Source organism: Enterococcus sp. DIV0712, from assembly GCF_050554855.1.
Lineage (GTDB): Bacteria > Bacillota > Bacilli > Lactobacillales > Enterococcaceae > Enterococcus > Enterococcus faecalis.
The window spans coordinates 1,255,210-1,274,184 of sequence record NZ_CP187333.1 but is presented as its reverse complement, the minus strand read 5'-3'; the positions used below and the strand labels follow the sequence as shown (position 1 = coordinate 1,274,184).

Sequence of the window (18,975 nt, the reverse complement as noted above, 5' to 3'; positions counted from 1 at the left end):
GTCCTCTACTCCTCTGTCTTTACTAATCTTCTAAAGCATTAATTTCTTTCATTGCTTTTTCGATGATATGAACTTCTTTCATCATACGTAGGTAAGTTTTTTCATTCAAGGATTGTGGCCCATCTGACCACGCATTCGCTGGGTCTGGGTGAATTTCTACAATCAAGCCGTCCGCACCTGAAGCAACACCTGCTCGGGCCATTGGCGGTACTAAATCCCAGATACCAACACCATGACTCGGATCAACAATAATTGGAAAATGACTTAATTTTTTAATTAAAGGCACCGCACTTAAATCAAGTGTATTGCGCGTAGCGGTTTCGTACGTACGAATCCCACGTTCAATGAAGATCACATTGAAATTTCCTTGCGCAGCAATGTATTCAGCTGCGTTTAGCCATTCATCAATCGTACCAGCAATCCCGCGTTTTAAGCCGATAGGTTTTCCAGTTTTACCAACCGCTTGTAATAACTTGAAATTTTGCATGTTGCGCGCACCGATTTGTAAAATGTCACTGTATTTTGCGACAAGTTCTAAATTCGCTTCATCCATCACTTCTGTAATGACTTGCATATCTAATTCATCAGCCGCTTGGCGAATGTATTTTAGTCCTTCTTCTTCTAGTCCTTGGAAAGCGTATGGCGACGTTCTAGGTTTGAATGCACCACCTCGTAAAATTGTTGCACCGCCAGCTTTAGCAATTCGCGCACATTCACGAATCTGATCTAAGCTTTCGATTGAACAAGGGCCCGCCATCATGGTCATACTGCCGTCACCGATTTTAACACCGTTCACATCAACCACTGTATTCTCTGGATGAAATAAACGACTCGTTAGTTTGTATGACAACGAAATGCGGACACTTTTTTCCACGCCTTCTAATGCTGTTAACTCTGCTTCAACTAATTTTTCTGTATCACCAATCAAGCCTATCACTGTTTTTCCATTATCTTGACTTGTTTGAGTAGTTAAGCCTGCACCTGTTACTAAATCAATGACTTGTTTCATTTGCTTTTCGGTTGCATTTTCTTTCATAATTACGATCATTATATTCTCTCCTCATGCCTTTAAACGGCGCTCTTTTTATCTATTTTCAATTTTACGTTTCACGACTGATACAGGCATTTTTTGTCCTGTCCATTGTTCAAAAGCAGCAGCTCCTTGATAAAGTAGCATGTCCAAGCCGTTGCTTGTTTCTGCGCCACGTAAACGGGCTTCTTTTAATAACTGTGTTTCTCTGGGATTATAAATAGCATCATACACAAATAACTTCGGCTGAATCATTGCATAATTTTCTATAGGACTACTATGTGCATGTGGATGCATACCCACACTCGTTGCATTAACTAACAAGACGCTTTCAGCAACATCTTTTGCTAGTTTTTCAGTATCCGCTAAATCGTTTAAATGAATTACACAGTTGGTTCGTTCAGTGAAATTTGCCAGTTTTTTTTGACTGTTGTTAAACCCCGCGCTTTTCCTGTTGTAAACGGCGATTTCTTTCACGCCATCTAAAGCAGCTTGGGCAATGATTGATAAGGCTGCACCACCTGTTCCTAAGATGGTCATTTTATTCTGAAAAACGTCAACCTTTTTCTCTTTCAAACTCCACATAAAACCAGTACCATCCGTGCTGTCTCCGTAAAGTTTTCCATCTTTGTTGACAATCGTATTAATTGCGCCAACCAGTTGAGCGGTAGGACTTAGTTCATCCATATAACTTACAGCCGCCACTTTATTGGGCATTGATAAGTTGGCCCCTAACATGTGAAACGTTCGAATCGCTTCAATTGCTTGTGGCAATGTCTCTTGTCCAACGTCAAACGCCAGATACCGAGCATCAACTCCTAAATTTTGAAATGCTGTATTATGAATCAACGGTGAAATACTGTGTCGGCTGGGTTTCGCGAATAACCCAGCTAAACGAGTAGCTCCAGTTATTTCTTTCATCCTGTGTGCTCCTTTACGAAATTTTTTTAGTAAGTTTCTGAAATCCTAATTTTTGGCCAAACAAAAAGGATATTCACAGTAAATTTTAAGAAAAATCTACAGTGAATACCCTACAAAAAAGCAATATAAAAGCCACTATAGATTTTCTTAAATCTACATGGCTGAAAGTCATCTTAAATTTCCCTAGCCATTATAGATACAAACGTTTGTTGTCTGTACCCATAATGTTATGAATACAAACCTATCTAAAATAGCTAAAGTAAAAGTTATTCAGTTGTGTATGGTTTTTCTTCGTTGTTGTCATAAGAATCACTCCAAAACTGATTTAATTAAGAATTGTTAACAGTATACCGCTAGAAAAAACATGTGTCAACACTTATTCGCTTATTTTTTCGACTATTCCATTAAAACCAATGTTATTTTATTCGTCAAAAGACTGAAAAAAGCCACAGGAACCAGTCATTTCACTGATTCCTGTGGAGCAAAAATTATTTTAATTCTTCAGCGTATACATCATCAACTGTTTGTGTTGGGTCGATAACAATGTATAAGTTTTTAGTTTTTTCGCTGACTTTTGTAGATTGATAGATGTTATCCAAGCCCTCATCTGTTTTATCTTTGTAAGGGAAATAAACTAAATCTGGTGTGCCATTTTTGTAAAGAATTTCCATACGTTCGATATCTTCATATTTTAAAGCACGAGAGAACATCCCTAATTCTAAGCCACCTAAGTTAATATCGTGGGTTTGAACATGATCTCCTTCTTGGAAAATTTCAATTTTGAACCCTTCACATGGATGAATTTCAACAAATTCACTACCATGGATACGGCCAAAACTTGTTGTAATATGTTTGATCCATAAATCACCAATAAAACGACGATCAATCGTCCAAGTTTCACCATTTCTGAAATAAAATTTAAGTCCTGTCATTTCTCTAGCCATAGCACAAATCTCCTTACTTAAAAATAATTTCTTACATTATTAGTTTACCATACTTTTGATAAACGGTCACAAACTTTCGCTGTAGATTCTTAATCTTTTGTTATTCTTTTTAAAAAAGAATCAATCTCAACTACTGCACGTTGGTGAGAACCTTTGGCAATTTGTCGTTCTCCTTCATAAGCAACAAATTCATAGCGTATTTTGTGTGCAGTCTGTTCAATGCTGGTCATCGTAACAACGATTGTCGCCCCTACCGCGGATGGAAATAAGTGGCGCAATTCTAACACCGTTCCGACAGTTGTTTCCCCAACTGATAATTGGTCCTTCACAGCTTCTTTGGCCGTTTGTTCAATCATGGCAGCTAAAGCAGGGGTTCCTAAAACTTCTAAGTCACCAGAACCGAGCATTTTAGCCGTTTGTGATTCTTTCACCAAGAATTCTTTTGTAAACATTTCTGTTGGCATTATGCTTTCTCTCCTTTTGAACGTTGTTTTTTGGCAAACGAAAGCAGAACTTCTTGTTTATTCTCTAAGCTACCTTCAACAACGTGTTGCTCGATTTCAGCAATCAGTTCCCCTAACCATTTGCCTGGTGTTTCTTCTAAGACGGCTAAAAGGTCTTTTCCTGTTATGGCCAATTCATGTCTTTGATGGATGGGTAATGCCTTAACTAACTCTTTTGTTACTTGTACTTGACTCTCTTGTTGGTAATAATATAAAAGCCTTTCAACAAGTACTGCTGATTCTTCGCCTAATTCATAAAGCATCATTGGCTGCCAGTCGTTACTCAAGCGAAAACGCAAACCGCGTACTAATTGTGAAACGTTTTGAATTAATTGATTTGAAAGTTTCCAAGCCTTTAAGAAGGAGCGAATTTCTGCTTCTGGTAAATTCAACGATTGAATAAGTAACGTCCACGCTTCTGCTTCTGTTTCAATTTGACGAGCAGGCAAGTCCATTAAACGAAAAAGTCCAGCCCCTTGTTCTCGTAATTTGGGACAATATTGATAGCATTCTGTTTCAATAAACGGAGCTAAGCCACCTTGTCGATTAACCCCTAAAAGCATTTTTACAAATTCAATCGTAATGCGTTCTACTGAAATTTTTTCTAATAAAGGATGAAATTCAGCGATAGCGGCTAAGGTTTTTTCTTCAATTTTAAAATCTAATTGGCTAGCAAAGCGTAAGCCCCGCATCATTCGCAGAGCATCTTCATGAAACCGCTCATGGGGATTACCGACAGCACGAATGGTTTGATTAGTTAAATCTTCGATACCATCAAATAAATCAATGATTTCGCCTGTGCTGTCGAGCGCCAAGGCATTAATCGTAAAATCTCGCCGTTTTAAGTCTTCTTTCAAGGAGCGAACAAAGGTGACTTCATCTGGTCGACGAAAGTCTTGATAAGTTGACTCGGTACGAAAGGTTGTTACTTCATACTGTTGGTCTTCCATCAATACAAGGACTGTGCCATGTTCGATGCCCACATCAACGGTTCGTTTAAAAATTTGCTTAATCTCTTCTGGATAGGCACTTGTCGCAATATCGACATCATGGATTGGTTTATTTAATAAAGCATCACGGACGCTGCCCCCGACAAAATACGCTTCAAAGCCCTGTGCATTGATTTCACGAATAACGGGAGCGGCTTCTTTAAATTCGTTTGGAATAGTTGTCAATTTCATAGCATCTGTTCCAATCCGTAAAGTAGTTCTGTTCTCTGTACCACTTGCCGACAAGCTAACGCTACTCCTGTCATGAATGAACGCCGATCATAAGAATCATGCCGAATAGTGAGCCCTTCACCTACACTGCCAAATTGGACTTGTTGGTGTGCCACTAAACCAGGTAAGCGGACACTATGGATTCGCAGACCCTCGAAATCAGCCCCGCGTGCCCCTGGTATTGATTCTACCTCTTGCGGATTCCCTTGTTTTTTTGCTGGCCGAACTTCTTGAATCATTTCTGCAGTTTTTATAGCCGTTCCGCTCGGTGCATCCAATTTGTTATCATGATGTAATTCAATGATTTCCACATCCGGAAAATACTGTGCCGCTTTTTGGGCAAATTGCATCATTAAAACTGCCCCAATTGCAAAATTTGGCGCAATCAAGCCGCCGATGGCTTTTTCTCGAGATAGGTTTGTCAATTCGTTGATTTGTTCCTCCGTAAAGCCTGTCGTCCCAACAACAGGCGCCATACCGTGTTCCAACGCAAAACGTGTATTTGGATAGGCGGCTTCAGGAACCGTAAAATCAATCCAAACATCTGGTTTGACAGCTAGGACTTCTTCTAAGCGATGAAAAACGGGAATTGCTGTTTCATCATTGAAAGAAACAGTTTCTTGTGCTTCATGAGGATCATACACACCTACTAATTCAAAGTCTGCAGTTTCTAAGACCATTTGTGTAGCTGTACTGCCCATTCGTCCTTTAAACCCAGCGACAATTATTTTAATCATGTGTTTTCCCATCCTTTCTTTCAAAGCGATAGCGATCCCGCTTGTTAAATTTAGCCATATTTTCTTCAAAAACTTCGGTTAAATCAATCTCTAAAGAATTTGCCATGCTAATCAATACAAAAAAGACATCTCCAAGTTCCTCTGATACTGTCTTTGGTTTTTCGTCTGCTTTTTTCTGTTTTTCACCATAATAATGATTGACTTCACGGGCTAATTCTCCGACCTCTTCCGTCAAACGAGCCATTTGTCCTAATGGTGAAAAATAGCCTGTTTTAAACTGTTGAATATAATCATCAACTTCTGTTTGCATCGATTGCAAACTACGTTGTTCTGATTCTGACATTTTACCCCAACCTTTCTTACTCTACCTCCTACATCTTATCAAAAACTTGGCTATCTGGAAAGGTTCTACTTGTTGTTTTATATAGAGAATGATACAGTTTATACTGTAAAAGGACGTGATTAAATGGAAGAACAAAGATTTTATTTTAAAGATGTGTTATTTATTGTATTAGGAAGCTGTATCTATGCCTTTGGTTTGGTTACTTTCAATATTGCCAATGACCTGGCCGAAGGTGGTGTCACGGGGATTACTTTGATTTTAAGAGCCTTATTTCATTTTAACCCAGCATATACGACATTATTAATCAATATTCCGCTCTTATTAATTGGTGGAAAAATTTTAGGCAAACGTTCCCTCTATTATACGCTAATTGGTACCGTGTCGTTATCGGTATTTTTGTGGTTTTGGCAAAAATTTCCTGTTGAAATTAATTTAGATCATGATTTATTGATTGCTGCTCTCTTAGCTGGTTTGGCCGCAGGATTCGGTAGTGGCCTTGTTTACCGCGTAGGCGGAACCACTGGTGGGACCGACGTCATTGCCCGCATTTTCGAAAAATACTTTGGGATTAGCATGGGCCGCTCGTTGTTACTTTTTGATGTTGCAGTCTTACTCCTCTCGTTGACCTATATTGATGTCAAACGAATGATGTATACTTTAATTGTGTCCTTTGTTTTCAGTCGTGTTGTTGATTCTGTACTCGATGGAGCCTATGCTGCGAAAGGAATTTTAATTGTTTCCAATCATTCCGAAGAAATCGGTCAAAGTTTAATGGCTTCTTTAGAACGCGGGGTAACATATTTAAATGGTGAAGGTGCTTATTCACAAGTGGAAAAACGGGTTCTCTACACGGTAGTCAGCCCTCGAGAAATAATGGAAGTCAAACGGATTGCTAATGAAATAGATGAAAAAGCCTTTGTGTCCATCATTAACGTACATGAAGCAATTGGCGAAGGCTTTACTTATGCAAAACCCAGCAAACAACGGCGCTTTAAATTAAAACAATAAATAAAACCCAGCATTTATTGAAAATGCTGGGTTTTATTTATTGTTGCTTCAAACGATTTAATTCATCGGATAATTCTAAAAACGCTTCTTTGTTGCCTGTTTCTAAAGCATCATCAATTTGAGCTTTAATTAATGCCATTCGCTGCGTTTGTTCTTCTTGCTTAAAATATTGATCAATCGCTCTGGCAACTTCCTGATCCACTTGTTCATTCCATGGCGCAAACGGATTGTCTTCTAAAACAGATAAATACTGGCTCGTTTGCCAAGCCTCTGGAAATACACATTCTAAATAAAGAGCTTTCCGCCAATTCATTCGAATCTCATGAAAAATTTGTTCCGGATCTGTAAATTCTTGTGCTTGGATAAAAAGCAATAACGGCTCCTTACCTAAACCATCCGCTACCACACGGATCCCCCGATCGGTTTTCTCTACGTTCTCAACAAAATGAACATTATTTAAAATCGCATCGTGCGTTAATAAGTAATTTAAAATCCACAGTACTTCTCTTCTTCCAAAAGGCACGGTATTCACTAACCAAGTTAAAAATTTTTTCTTTTCTGATAAACTAACAAACATCGTCGTTTCCTATCTTTCTTCCATATCTGCTAGCACAGATTGCATGTCGACATCACCAGGTTCATGTTCCAAATAGTGGTATAACAAGTGTTTTGCTTTTTCAAGTTCGCCTTCTTCTCGTAAGAACAATGCGTATTCTTTTAGAAATTCTGGTTCGTGAGACAATTCTTGCGCTGCTTGTTCATAATGAACTTTAGCGACGGCAAAGTCTTCTAATTCGTTGTACGCTTTTGCTAAATTCCATTCAGCATAAGGATGATCCGTTTCCTCTAAATCATTTAAGATAGTAATTACTTCCTCAAAACGCTCTTCCGTGATGTAGAGATTACTTAAGGTCAAACGACTTTCATCTGTTTTCTCACCTAATTCCAAAGCTTTTAACAACCAGTTTTCAGCACCAGCAATATCGTGTAAGCGATAGGCATTTTCAGAGGCAAATTGGTATAACTCTACTTGGAAGGGGTTTTCCGCAATTCCTTCTTCGATCACCGCTTTTGCTTCCTCTAATTGCTCTTCTTCTTGGAGCGCTTCCGCTAAATATAGATAAAGTGATTGATAATGTGGGTTTAGTGTTTTTAATTGCTGGAACAACGCAATGGCTTTTTGATTCTCATGTAACTGTAAATAAGTGAAAGCTAATTGGAATAAACGATCATCTGTTTGTTCTTCTTTGACCGCGGCTTCCAAATAAGGAACTGCTTCTTCAAAATCACCTAACATGCTGTAACTACTTCCTAAGCGTTCATTCAAGGAAATAGCAGAGATTTGCGCTGTCCCACTTTCTACAATGCTTTGATAACGAGTAATAGCCTCGACAAATTGACCATTTGTAAAATATAGTTCTCCCAAAGCAAATTGAATTAACGGCTCTTCTGGCATAAGATTGGCTGCTTCTTTTAATTTCGCTTCACTGACTTCTGGAATCCCTAAAACTTGGTACAAATCCGCAGTAACTAAGAGGCTTTGGACATAACTGTCACTAGTTTCTGGAATTTTTTCTAAATAGATGAATGCGTCATCTATTTCATTATTTTCAATGGCGATTTCTGCTAATGGAATGTTTAAGCCATCTGCATCGGGAAATTGTTCCAACAATTGTTGGAAAATTTGTTTGGCTTCTTCTAGAAAACCTAAAGATAATAACGTTTCCCCTAAATCAGCTAAGGTATTTTCATCATCTTTCTTTAATGCTTCTTCAAACATTAACTGTGCTTCTGCTAAATTTTCAGCTTGTAATGCTTGAACCATTTTTTCACTATATGACATAATTTCCCCTCAAATCTCTTTTAAAATTTCTTGGTATCTTTCAATCGTTGTTAACAGTTGATCGGGCGTTGGCTTTAAAGCTGCTCCTAGCTGACCGATTTTTTCCAACACCATAGGAGGACCTAGTGTTTCTGTGTGAGCCAAGACTTGTTCTGCGTAATCAGCACTTAAAATTTCTTTTGGAAACGCCACCGGAAAACCTAAGCGAATAAACCAAACGATAAAATTTTTAAATTGAAAGTCAAAGTGATTGACTTGCTGGCTCCATAAAACTTGTAACAATAATCCCAATAATCGTTTCATGGGACCTGATAACAAATGGCCATTTTCGGTTGTAGCAAAGGCCGCTTCAAAAACTCGGCCAAATTGATCCACTTTTTCCCCTACTTGTTCATAAAAGGATAACAACTCGTCTAAAATACCATTAAATGACGTTTGATTCAACCGTTTTTTATCTGGATACGTTTGGTATAGCATTTGTAAATAAGCATAATCACAGACAAGACCCGCTCGAATAAAAACGAGCAAATCAATTAAAGGAGCGGCACCTTTTTTATTGGTCAAGGTACTATCAAACAAAATTTCTTCTGAATGATTTTCTATATGCATGGTTGCATGCTGTGCTTGCTGAATTGTGACACTTGGTAAAAGTCCTTGCCGTAACGCTTGAACAGACACAGGCATCAGCCAACATTTGGAGGAACACTTACTTACTTGGTGCAAAAATGCGGTTAATTGTAGTACCCCTTCATTACCCAAACCAATCAATAAAACATCCTGATTTTCTGGCCAATCAGCTAAGAAACGTAACACACTTTCTAATTCTGATAAGTCATTGCAATGAACATCATTGCGACAAATATACCAGTTTAATCCCAACTGTTCCCCAAAGGCATAATTAATCTTCTCCGAAAAAAGATCATAGTAACGCTGATTCGCCAAAACAACGATTGACTCCGTCGTTACTGGTCGTTTTTTTAGGACGGAAGCAAATGTTTCTCCATAAATAATAGCGACCTTGTTTTCCCCTCTAGAATAGTTGTATTTCATTGATTCACCACCTTAAGACTGTTTCCTCTTCCTTCACCCCAAGTCTAGCATAACCACTAAAAAACAGCTACTGGCAACAACTTATTTTTGTCCTTCATTCATAAATCTTTCTCTTTTTATCAAAAAAGCAAGGAGCGAGTGTCGAACCGTTCCCGCTTGATTCTCGGAGCGAAGCACGTTTTTCTCACCCAAGGCTCGTTACAATTTAGCCTTTTAGCGTACTGTTTCGACCACCTCTTAAAATAACATTTTTTATGTATGATTCAAAAAAGAACCCTTGGAAACCAAGGGTTCTAATTGTCTGTCTTATTTCACTGCATCTTTCAATGCTTTACCTGGTTTGAATGCAGGTACTTTGCTTGCAGCGATTTGAATTTCTTGTCCAGTTTGTGGGTTACGTCCTTTACGAGCTGCGCGTTCGCGAACTTCAAAGTTACCAAAACCGATTAATTGAACTTTTTCACCTTTAGCAAGAGTTTCTTGAATTGTTGAAAAGACAGCGTCTACTGCTGCAGTAGCATCTTTTTTAGTTAAACCAGTTGAAGATGCAACGTTTTCGATTAATTCTGCTTTATTTGCCATGGATCATTTCACCTCCTCTATAAGAGATACGATGTTTTTACACACCTAAAGTTCCGTCTATTTTTGAGTGGTCCAAAAACAGACAGCAAATATTGATCTGGTTCAATATTCTGTTAACAAGATAGCATAAGAAAGTTGTAATAGCAAGGTTTTTAGTGTATTTTAACCAGTTTTTTCAAAAAATAATCATTTTTTCTCAAAGTTGATAAATTTATTTGAATATCTAAAAAAAGTATGGTAGAATGCACTATTTTCGGCGTCGCGGAATGATTTTAATCGGCGTGCCCTCAAACGTAAATGCTTTTCTGATTTTATTTTCTAAAAACCGGGCATAAGAAAAGTGCATTAGTTCTTCTTCGTTGACAAAAATAACAAATGTAGGTGGTTTGACTGCCACTTGTGTTGCATAAAAAATCTTCAAACGTTTTCCTTTATCGGTTGGTGTTGGATTAATTGCTACAGCATCCATTACAACGTCATTTAACAACGCTGAAGGAATCCGTAAGTTTTGATTCATACTTACTGTTTCAATTAGTTCAGGCAGTTTGTTTAAACGTTGTTTGGTTAATGCAGACACAAAAATAATGGGTGCATAATCTAAATATTGGAATTCATCACGAATTTCCGCTTCAAAATCACGCATTGTATTTGTATCTTTTTTGACTGTATCCCATTTGTTGACCACGATAATAATACCGCGACCTGCTTCATGGGCATAGCCCGCCACACGCTTGTCTTGCTCACGAATACCTTCTTCTGCATTCAAGACCATTAAAACAATGTCTGAGCGTTCAATCGCCCGCATTGCGCGCATGACGCTATATTTTTCAGTTGATTCGTATACTTTTCCACGTTTACGCATACCAGCTGTATCAATCATTAAGAACTTTTGACCTTCTTCAGATTCAAAATACGTATCGATTGCATCTCGCGTTGTTCCTTCAATATCTGAAACAATCACGCGATCCTCACCAAGAATAGCATTAATCAATGATGATTTACCGACATTTGGACGCCCGATTAAACTGAATTTAATTGTATCTTCGTCCTCTTCTTCTGAAGTGTTAGGAAAATGTTTAACTGCTTCGTCTAACACATCGCCAATGCCTAAACCATGACTACCAGAAACTGGGAAAGGATCCCCTAGTCCTAAAGCATAAAATTCATAAATATCATTACGCATTTCAGGATTGTCAACTTTATTAACAGCTAAGATCACTGGTTTATTACTACGATATAAAATTTTTGCTACTAACTCATCTGCATCAGTAATTCCTTCACGGCCACTAGCAACAAAGATAATCACATCTGCTTCATCAATCGCAATTTCTGCTTGGTGTTTGATTTGGTCCATAAATGGTTCGTCACCTAAATCAATCCCACCTGTATCAATAATACTAAATTCACGCCCTAACCATTCTCCAGTTGTATAAATACGGTCGCGTGTTACGCCAGGAGTATCTTCTACAATCGAGATACGCTCACCGGCAATGCGGTTAAAAAGAGTCGATTTACCGACATTCGGTCTACCGACAATCGCAATAGTTGGATTTGCCATTTGATTCCCTCCTTGAGAATTTCAATCCTTACTAGTTTACCTAATCAAACCTTAAAGTGCAAGAAAAGTTTTAGTTTCTGCTGATTTTCTAACCAATTCAAGAAAAAATGAGTTTGACATAGCCGATCTGTTTACGGCTATGTCAAACTCATAAATTTCAAGAAAGTAACGTGTTATTCCTCTTCTTTCGCATCAGATAAAGCGTCACCTAAAATATCGCCCATGGTAAAGCCAGTATTTTCTTCAGGCAATTCATATTCCTGTTCTTCTTTTGGTTCTTCTTGAGACTCAGGTTTTGGTTCTAACGCTTTGATACTTAAAGCAATACGATGTTCCTCTGGATTAACTTCTAAAACTTTCACTTGTACTTGATCCCCTTCATGAAGGACTTCATGAGGCGTTGCAATGTGCTTGTGAGAAATTTGAGAAATATGCACTAATCCTTCCACACCAGGGAAAACTTCCACAAAGGCACCGAAGCTTGTTAGGCGTTTTACTGTGCCATCTAAAACAGTCCCAGCGGCTGCTTTTGTTTCGATATCTGTCCATGGTCCAGGCAGTGTTTCTTTAATAGATAAAGAAATACGTCCTTCTTCTGGATTAATTGAAAGAATTTTTACTTGAACGTCTTCGCCAACAGTTAACGCATCACTTGGTTTGCCCACATGCTGATGAGCAATTTCAGAAACATGAACTAAACCATCCACGCCACCTAAATCAATGAATGCGCCGAAATCTGTTAAACGAGCTACTTTCCCTTCAACAACGTCTCCGTCATGTAAAGAAGAAAGTAATTCTTCTTTTTTCGATTCTTTTTCAGCTTCAACAACTGCTTTATGTGAAAGAATTAAGCGGTTTTCTGAAGGTTCGATTTCAATAATTTTAAATGCTAGTGTTTGACCTTTATATTCAGAAAAATCTGCAACAAAATGATCTTCAACCATTGAGGCAGGAACAAATCCGCGAACACCGACATCAACAACCAAACCACCTTTAACAACATTTGTAACAGGTGCTTCGATTACTTTGCCCGCTTGGAAATCTTGTTCAATTTCTTCCCAAACTTTTTTAGCATCTAAACGGCGTTTTGACAGTAAATAACTGCCGTTTTCTTTATCTTTGCCAATTGATGTGATAACAACTAAATCTAACACATCACCGACTTTCACAAGTTCGTGTACATCTTCAACTGGTAAAGTCGATAATTCCTTTGCAGGAACAACGCCTTCAACGCCCGCTCCTTCAATGCCGACAACAACTTGTTTGTCTTCAATGGCTAAAACTTCGCCTTTAACAATATCGCCAACACTGACTTCTTGAACGCTGTTCATTGCATCTTCCATTGTTTCGTTGTTTGCTACTTGTTTGTCTTCAAAATCTGTCATGCCTCTTATCCTCCTATGCCAACAAAAATTCCAAAACTTAGCTATATATACTTACATAGTACGAGATTTTTGTAAAAAAATAAAGCGATTTCTTCTATTTTTCTTAAAATTCTTTAAAAAAGTTCAAAACCTTTTTGTTTAATCACATTTTGTATGGCGGCGACGACTTCTTCAATCGTCAACCCTGTTGTATCGATTTTCACAGCATCACTTGCTTGGACAAGGGGTGATACTTCTCTGGTTGAATCTAAATAATCCCGACGTTCAATCTCCGCCTTCAAGGTTTCAAAATCCGTCTCAATCCCTTTTTCTTGATTTTCTTTAAAACGACGTTCTGCACGTTCTTCAACGCTAGCCACCAAGAATATCTTTACTTCGGCCTTTGGTAAAACTGCAGTACCAATATCTCGACCATCCATGACAACTCCGCCGGCTTGACCAATTTTCTGTTGTAACGCCACCATTTCTTCTCTAACTTTTGCATGTTTTGAAACAGCTGAAACAGCATTCGTTACATCTGGCTGGCGAATCGCTTCGGTCACTTCATGACCGTCGATAAAAACACGTTGGCCATTCTCTGCTTGCTGAAAAGAAATAGTGTGGTTGACACAAAGCGCTACTAATGGCTCTTCCGCTTGAATGTCGATTTGATTTTGCAAGGCCAGATACGTAATCGCTCGGTACATGGCACCCGTGTCACAATACACATAATTCAATTGTTTTGCTAAAATTTTTGCAACTGTACTTTTGCCTGACGAAGCTGGTCCGTCAATAGCAATACTGATTTTCCCCATGAAAAAACTCCTTAACTGATATGCATCCTTTAAAATGCGCTTCTTCTTTTATATTAAAATCAGAAGAAAAGAACTTGGATTTAAACTGATGACGAGTTTCTAACGAAAAAGCAATAAGCCGAAATCCCTCGAAAGACGCAAACCATCTTTCGGAAATTTCTGCTTATTGGCATTCTCATGTAATCATCCGTCGCGGTTTAGCCCTTGAAAGTGCTGTCCAAACCTCTTTTTCTGGATTATTTAATACGTAATGGTTGTCCCGGATAAAACACAGATGTATCAATCCCAGGATTTAACGCTAAAATTTGTTCTAATGTCATTCCGTTACGTTCGGCAACTTGACGTGCCCCTTCACCACTTTGAACGGTATCATAAACAGGTTGTTGGTTCTGCGCTTGTTGCTGTTGTTGATTTTGAGCTTCTTGTTGTTGTTGCTGCTCTTGTTGTTGCTGTTGCTGTTGTTGTGCTTGTTGGTCCTGTTGTTGTGCTTGTTGGTCCTGTTGTTGCTGTGCAGCAGCATCAGAACTTGAAGGTGTTGTATTTTCAGCTGGTTGGCTGCTTGCTGGTTCTGAGCTTTCCACTGATTTTGACGTACTTTCTTTTTTCTTCTCTTTTGATGATGATTGGACTAATGAAGAAGATGGCTGGCTATTTTTGCTAGCACTTTCGTTCGGTTTCTTGTCTTGCATCATCCATAAGAAAGTCCCAATTGGAATGGCAATAATTAATAATAGCAAAATAACTAAAACAGTTAGAAATAATGAATTTCCTCGTTGCTGTTGGCGTTTTGCTAAACGAGAACCACCACCATTTTGATCAGGTTCATAAATTGATTGTTCCCATGGCTCACGAGCTTGGTTTTTCTTTTTGTCCTTTTTACTCACTGCTAATTTCCTCCTAAACTTCTCTCGCTTGTTATTATATCATAGCTTTTGCCAACTGCCGACTAAAAAAATGAATTAATCACGTTCTTTAAATAATTTTAGAAATTTAGAACGCCAACCTCCTTCATTTTGATTGCTGGTCTTGTTCGATTTTACTATTGAATCTTGGTAAATGTCAAAGAATAACGCACAATTATCACAACAAGTTTCCGGTGATTGTTTGACAATCGGTTCTTGAAAATAAGTTTGAATCAACGTTCTTCGACAGGTTGTGGTTTCAATATACGTCAGCATCCCTCTTAATTGCGCTTGACGATCTTTTTCTTTCTCCTCTAAACGATGCTCTAGCTCTTCAAAAGAATAATCCTTGGCTAAATAGCCTTGAACCCATTTTTGTTGTAACTCGGTGGCATTTTCTAACAAACCTGCTTGTTCTTCTCCTTCAATCAGCGATTTTAATGTCGCTCGATTCGCTCTTGTCTCTTCTAAGAAAAACCGATGAATAAATTCATCCCCTTTTTTATACAATAATAGCGCCCAACTTTTTTGACCATCACGTCCAGCTCGCCCGATTTCTTGCAGGTAATTTTCTAAGCTATCAGGCAAATCAAAATGAATCACTCCACGAACATCAGGTTTGTCGATTCCCATCCCAAAAGCATTCGTTGCACAAAGAATATCGATTTGATTATCAATAAATTGTTCTTGCAAGCGACTACGTTCACTAGCCTCCAAGCCCCCATGATAATAGGCTATCTTAAAACTGGTTTTCGCCTGAATAAGTTGACTGATTTGTTCTGTTTTGTTGCGCGTGGCGCAATAGATAATGATTTTACCAGCCGTTTTAGATAAGTAATCTAGTAATACTTCTTCTTTTTCTGACGTTTCCTTCACGAACAAGCCAATATTTTTTCGATTCACTGAAGAAAGAACTTCTTGATAGCTACCATGAGAAAATAATTGTTTTATAATTGCGTGCTGTACAACGGGTGTCGCTGTGGCAGTTAACGCCAAGGTCAAAGGAAAGTCTAGCTGTTTTTGGACCAGATCTAATTTACTATATTCAGGGCGAAAATCGACGCCCCACTGATAAACACAATGGGCTTCATCCACCACAAATAATGCAATTTTTTGGCGTTGTAACACACTAAGTACTTCTTGCTGCAAAAGCATTTCTGGGCTTAAAAACAGATAATCGTATTGGAACATTTTCGCTAAAATATAACGCTTTTCTGAATACTGTAACGTACTGTTTAAGGCAACCGCACCTTTAATTCCTTGTCTTTGTAATTGACGCACCTGATCTTCCATTAACGAAAGTAAGGGAGAAACAATTACCGTTAGTCCCTCTAACTTTTGGCCCACAAATTGATAACACAATGATTTGCCAGTGCCTGTTGGCAAAACAGCCAATGTATTCATACCGTCAAGTAAGTTTGTAATCACTTCTTTTTGACCAGGCTTAAACGCTGCATAACCAAATCGAGTGAATAATTCTTGTTCTAATGTCAACAACACTCACTCCTTTTCTTGCCAAATTTGTTGGATTTGATATAAGCGGAAATCTAAATAAGAAAGCGTCGCTTCTTGCGCTCGCCAATCCCGATACACCCACAACCGCGGATTTTGTTCTGTTTGAGCCAAGTTTTGGAGTATTGCCTCCTTTTCAAGATAAACAGACGCCTGCAGCTGCCCTTGAATAGCCAACTCTAATAGATGATCATGAATGGTACTCAGTTTTATTTTTCGTTGCTCAGCAATTTCTTGAAGCGTCTTGCCTTCCGTTAACAATCGTTGGGTTTCTTGCATACTTTGGTTTAGATTTTTTTCTAGATACGGCCATACAAGCGTTTGTAAAGCAGGATAGTTTCCTCCGTACATTATCAACTGCAGTAAATGATGAACCGCTTGCGTGTGCCACAAACGCTGTTCAAGAGCTGTCTTATCGCTTGTTAATTGCTGAGGAACTTTGCCAGTTTGCTGATAACCAGAAAGTTGCGCAACCAAATAGTCGCTTTCTGCTTCAGTTAGTAACTCAAACCCTCGCAACAGTTCTTCTTTGATTGATTGAATGCGCTGCTCTTTCTTGTCTTTTTGTAACCATCGTTTCAAATATAGTTGCGGAATCGGTGTTGATAAAAGTGGAATATACTGTTTTTCCTCAAATGATAAATACGAAGTCACTTGCACGGCAAATTGAATGAGTTGCCAACTTTCTCGATCACTTCTGCCAAAACGATAAAGATCAATTGCAGGATAATCCAGCAACGAAAAATGGTGCTCCTTTAAAAATAGTTGCCCTTCTTTTGTTAGTTGAATCTCATTTGTCTCTTTGTGATACTGAATTTGTTTCGCCTTCGAAAGTTTTTCAAGAAATTGAAAAAAGGCTTGTTCGGAAATCGTTGGCCACCAGCCAATGAACCGTAAACAATCATATAAAAAACCATAAATCAAAACAGAGCTAGTCCGTTTGCCTTTTAAAAGATGATACAAAGTTGATGCACGTACCTTGTATCCGTGAGATAATAACGCTAAAATAAAAGTTGCTTCCATAGTAAACCTCTTTTAGATAGGATGTGTCACTGTTTATGCAATCACGTTTAGTTCCTGAAAAATGTATTGCTTGTGGACTTTGTCAAGTTTATGCGCCCAATATATTTGATTATGATGATCATGGGATTGTCCTTTTTAAAGACGAGCCGCATGCTCGACAACAATTTATTCCAGAAAACGAACGCGAGAATGTGTTAAAAGCGTACCGCAAATGTCCCACGCGTGCAATAGAAATAAGCAAAAATGAGTGCTAAATAATTTAGCACTCATTTTTGCTTAGAGTATTTTTTCGAGCCAAGCAAGTGTTTGTTCATCTATCGAAACAAACTGTAATTGTCCTTCTTTTAGCGGTTCTTTGACTAAATGAATTTGATCATTTAGGCCATTGATCCATTCATAACGAAGACCATTTTCTTTTGCTTTAGAATTTTTAGCTTCTAAATAATAATTGACATGGTAATTTTCTTTACCATCCAATTGTAGCGTATTAATGGTCACTTCAAAATCTGGTGAAACATCGGTCGATTTCTTTTCACGTAATCGTTCAAGTGCTTCTATAAAAGAAGGAAATTGAGGATTATTTTCCCCACCAACGAGATATTTTTTAGCAAATTCTGTACTATCCGTATGACTTTTCACTTGTTTGGCAAATGCTTGATAAAAGGTTTCTAGCGCTTTGCGGGCATCATAGTCGCTAGCTAACGGAAAATTCAATTGTAGCGTTGGATTATCGGAGAGCGCTTCGACAAAATCATTTTCACCAATCGTTTCTTTTGATGTTTGAATTTCTTCTCCATTAATCGTCTTTTTAAGTTGAATCGTCATCCCTTTGGACCAGAACAAAGGGCCAATCGTTTTGCTTCCATTCGTTAGCGTACCAACTTTCCGATCATTAATATAAATATCTGCGTCTGGCAGATTGCTCTCCACAACAAAATTCATTCGTTTAAAATCTAAAGGAATACTAGAAATATAATTTTCCTCTTCTAATAAACGATACTCTTCTGTGATAACAGGTTCGCCGGTGCTATCTTTCACTGTGGCTGTAAAGGTATATTGTCCTGGCGCTAAGGGTCCCAATTCCTTTTGATAAGTGGTTGAGTCGGAAGTGCCCACTTCCCGCCCGTTCATTGCCAGCGTCACACCGCGCTGATTCGTCGTTAACTGAACAGAAACAGGCGTTAAAATGAATTGATAACGGTGAAAGAAAAATGCTGTTTGACTTGTTTCACGAATAGTTAAACCATGTAGCTTTTTATCCTTTAATAGCGCTTTTTCTAATTTTTTTAGCTCAGTTGGATTTTTTTGATAATAAGTGATTAAAGGCTTAATGCTTTGCGGATTCACTTGAAATTCAGACTCGTTCGTCCTCATTTTTTTACTTAATTCTTGGGCATCACCATTCTCAATCGCTTCAATAAAATGAGAAATTTGTTGTTCCTTAGAAAAATAATGCGTCCCGAGAAAATAGCTACCCGCTCCAAGAACGATGAACACAAAAAGAAACACCCAGATCCAGCTTCTTTTTGATCTGAGAGGAGTAGATTCGTTCCCTTTATTCATTGATGGTTGTGCTTGGTTTTCCTCTTGATGCATAGATTCATTCATTAGCGGAGCGCC

Annotated in this window: 20 protein-coding genes; 2 read left to right on the top strand and 18 right to left on the bottom strand. The window is 38.3% G+C overall.

Going from position 1 to position 18,975, the window contains the following annotated elements:
- Positions 1-22: 22 nt before the first annotated feature.
- The 7 genes from aroF to IGL42_RS06115 all read right to left on the bottom strand — a co-directional run bounded on the left by aroF (position 23) and on the right by IGL42_RS06115 (position 5,698).
- Positions 23-1,048: a 3-deoxy-7-phosphoheptulonate synthase gene (gene aroF / locus IGL42_RS06145; protein WP_002363948.1), complete on the bottom strand. Its 1,026-nt coding sequence runs from the start codon at positions 1,046-1,048 to the stop codon at positions 23-25.
- Positions 1,049-1,084: 36 nt separating this feature from the next.
- Positions 1,085-1,951, bottom strand: a complete 867-nt coding sequence (gene aroE / locus IGL42_RS06140) for a shikimate dehydrogenase (RefSeq protein ID WP_010710390.1) — start codon at positions 1,949-1,951, stop codon at positions 1,085-1,087.
- Between the two features lie 488 nt (positions 1,952-2,439).
- Positions 2,440-2,895 carry a hypothetical protein gene (locus tag IGL42_RS06135; protein WP_002357586.1) on the bottom strand — a complete coding sequence of 152 codons (456 nt, stop codon included), beginning with the start codon at positions 2,893-2,895 and terminating at the stop codon, positions 2,440-2,442.
- An 89-nt stretch (positions 2,896-2,984) separates the two neighbouring features.
- A complete protein-coding gene (locus IGL42_RS06130) occupies positions 2,985-3,359 on the bottom strand; it encodes a thioesterase family protein (RefSeq protein ID WP_002357588.1) in 375 nt (124 codons plus the stop codon).
- The gene (locus IGL42_RS06125; RefSeq protein WP_002365655.1) at positions 3,359-4,579 is read right to left on the bottom strand and encodes a CCA tRNA nucleotidyltransferase; all 1,221 of its coding nucleotides are present in this window, start codon (positions 4,577-4,579) and stop codon (positions 3,359-3,361) included. The genes IGL42_RS06130 and IGL42_RS06125 overlap by 1 nt, the downstream gene beginning before the upstream one ends.
- Positions 4,576-5,355 carry a 4-hydroxy-tetrahydrodipicolinate reductase gene (dapB, locus tag IGL42_RS06120; RefSeq protein WP_010710391.1) on the bottom strand — a complete coding sequence of 260 codons (780 nt, stop codon included), beginning with the start codon at positions 5,353-5,355 and terminating at the stop codon, positions 4,576-4,578. Before dapB ends, IGL42_RS06125 begins: the two co-directional genes overlap by 4 nt.
- Positions 5,348-5,698: a nucleotide pyrophosphohydrolase gene (locus tag IGL42_RS06115; protein WP_002363944.1), complete on the bottom strand. Its 351-nt coding sequence runs from the start codon at positions 5,696-5,698 to the stop codon at positions 5,348-5,350. The genes dapB and IGL42_RS06115 overlap by 8 nt, the downstream gene beginning before the upstream one ends.
- Before the next feature lie 123 nt (positions 5,699-5,821).
- On the opposite strand from IGL42_RS06115, the gene IGL42_RS06110 reads away from it, so the two are divergent.
- On the top strand, positions 5,822-6,706 hold the full coding sequence (locus IGL42_RS06110; RefSeq protein ID WP_002357595.1) for a YitT family protein: 885 nt from the start codon (positions 5,822-5,824) through the stop codon (positions 6,704-6,706).
- A 37-nt stretch (positions 6,707-6,743) separates the two neighbouring features.
- On the opposite strand, the gene IGL42_RS06105 is transcribed toward IGL42_RS06110, so the two are convergent.
- The 10 genes from IGL42_RS06105 to IGL42_RS06060 all read right to left on the bottom strand — a co-directional run bounded on the left by IGL42_RS06105 (position 6,744) and on the right by IGL42_RS06060 (position 17,355).
- Positions 6,744-7,283 (bottom strand): ReoY family proteolytic degradation factor, encoded by a 540-nt coding sequence (locus tag IGL42_RS06105; RefSeq protein ID WP_002361802.1) that lies wholly within the window; start codon positions 7,281-7,283, stop codon positions 6,744-6,746.
- Between the two features lie 9 nt (positions 7,284-7,292).
- Positions 7,293-8,549, bottom strand: coding sequence for a tetratricopeptide repeat protein (locus tag IGL42_RS06100; protein ID WP_002360336.1), 1,257 nt, complete (start codon positions 8,547-8,549; stop codon positions 7,293-7,295).
- Positions 8,550-8,558: 9 nt separating this feature from the next.
- Positions 8,559-9,599, bottom strand: a complete 1,041-nt coding sequence (locus tag IGL42_RS06095; RefSeq protein WP_010710392.1) for a hypothetical protein — start codon at positions 9,597-9,599, stop codon at positions 8,559-8,561.
- Positions 9,600-9,905: 306 nt separating this feature from the next.
- Positions 9,906-10,181 (bottom strand): HU family DNA-binding protein, encoded by a 276-nt coding sequence (locus IGL42_RS06090; RefSeq protein WP_002357604.1) that lies wholly within the window; start codon positions 10,179-10,181, stop codon positions 9,906-9,908.
- A 247-nt stretch (positions 10,182-10,428) separates the two neighbouring features.
- Entirely contained in the window at positions 10,429-11,739 is a 1,311-nt protein-coding gene (der, locus tag IGL42_RS06085) for a ribosome biogenesis GTPase Der (protein ID WP_104842629.1), read from the bottom strand.
- Positions 11,740-11,912: 173 nt separating this feature from the next.
- Entirely contained in the window at positions 11,913-13,124 is a 1,212-nt protein-coding gene (gene rpsA, locus IGL42_RS06080; protein ID WP_002360341.1) for a 30S ribosomal protein S1, read from the bottom strand.
- A gap of 113 nt (positions 13,125-13,237) precedes the next feature.
- Positions 13,238-13,918 (bottom strand): (d)CMP kinase, encoded by a 681-nt coding sequence (gene cmk / locus IGL42_RS06075; protein ID WP_002357612.1) that lies wholly within the window; start codon positions 13,916-13,918, stop codon positions 13,238-13,240.
- A gap of 236 nt (positions 13,919-14,154) precedes the next feature.
- Positions 14,155-14,802, bottom strand: coding sequence for a LysM peptidoglycan-binding domain-containing protein (locus IGL42_RS06070; protein WP_010710394.1), 648 nt, complete (start codon positions 14,800-14,802; stop codon positions 14,155-14,157).
- A 75-nt stretch (positions 14,803-14,877) separates the two neighbouring features.
- Complete coding sequence (locus IGL42_RS06065; RefSeq protein WP_025191825.1) at positions 14,878-16,320, bottom strand: RecQ family ATP-dependent DNA helicase; 1,443 nt, start codon at positions 16,318-16,320, stop codon at positions 14,878-14,880.
- Positions 16,321-17,355, bottom strand: coding sequence for a helix-turn-helix domain-containing protein (locus tag IGL42_RS06060; protein WP_010710396.1), 1,035 nt, complete (start codon positions 17,353-17,355; stop codon positions 16,321-16,323).
- 35 nt (positions 17,356-17,390) lie between these two features.
- Between IGL42_RS06060 and IGL42_RS06055 the strand changes: the two genes are divergently transcribed.
- Entirely contained in the window at positions 17,391-17,609 is a 219-nt protein-coding gene (locus tag IGL42_RS06055; RefSeq protein WP_002357617.1) for a ferredoxin, read from the top strand.
- Positions 17,610-17,631: 22 nt separating this feature from the next.
- Here IGL42_RS06055 and IGL42_RS06050 read toward each other — a convergent pair whose 3' ends face one another.
- Complete coding sequence (locus IGL42_RS06050; RefSeq protein WP_002398998.1) at positions 17,632-18,963, bottom strand: zinc ribbon domain-containing protein; 1,332 nt, start codon at positions 18,961-18,963, stop codon at positions 17,632-17,634.
- Positions 18,964-18,975 lie beyond the last annotated feature (12 nt).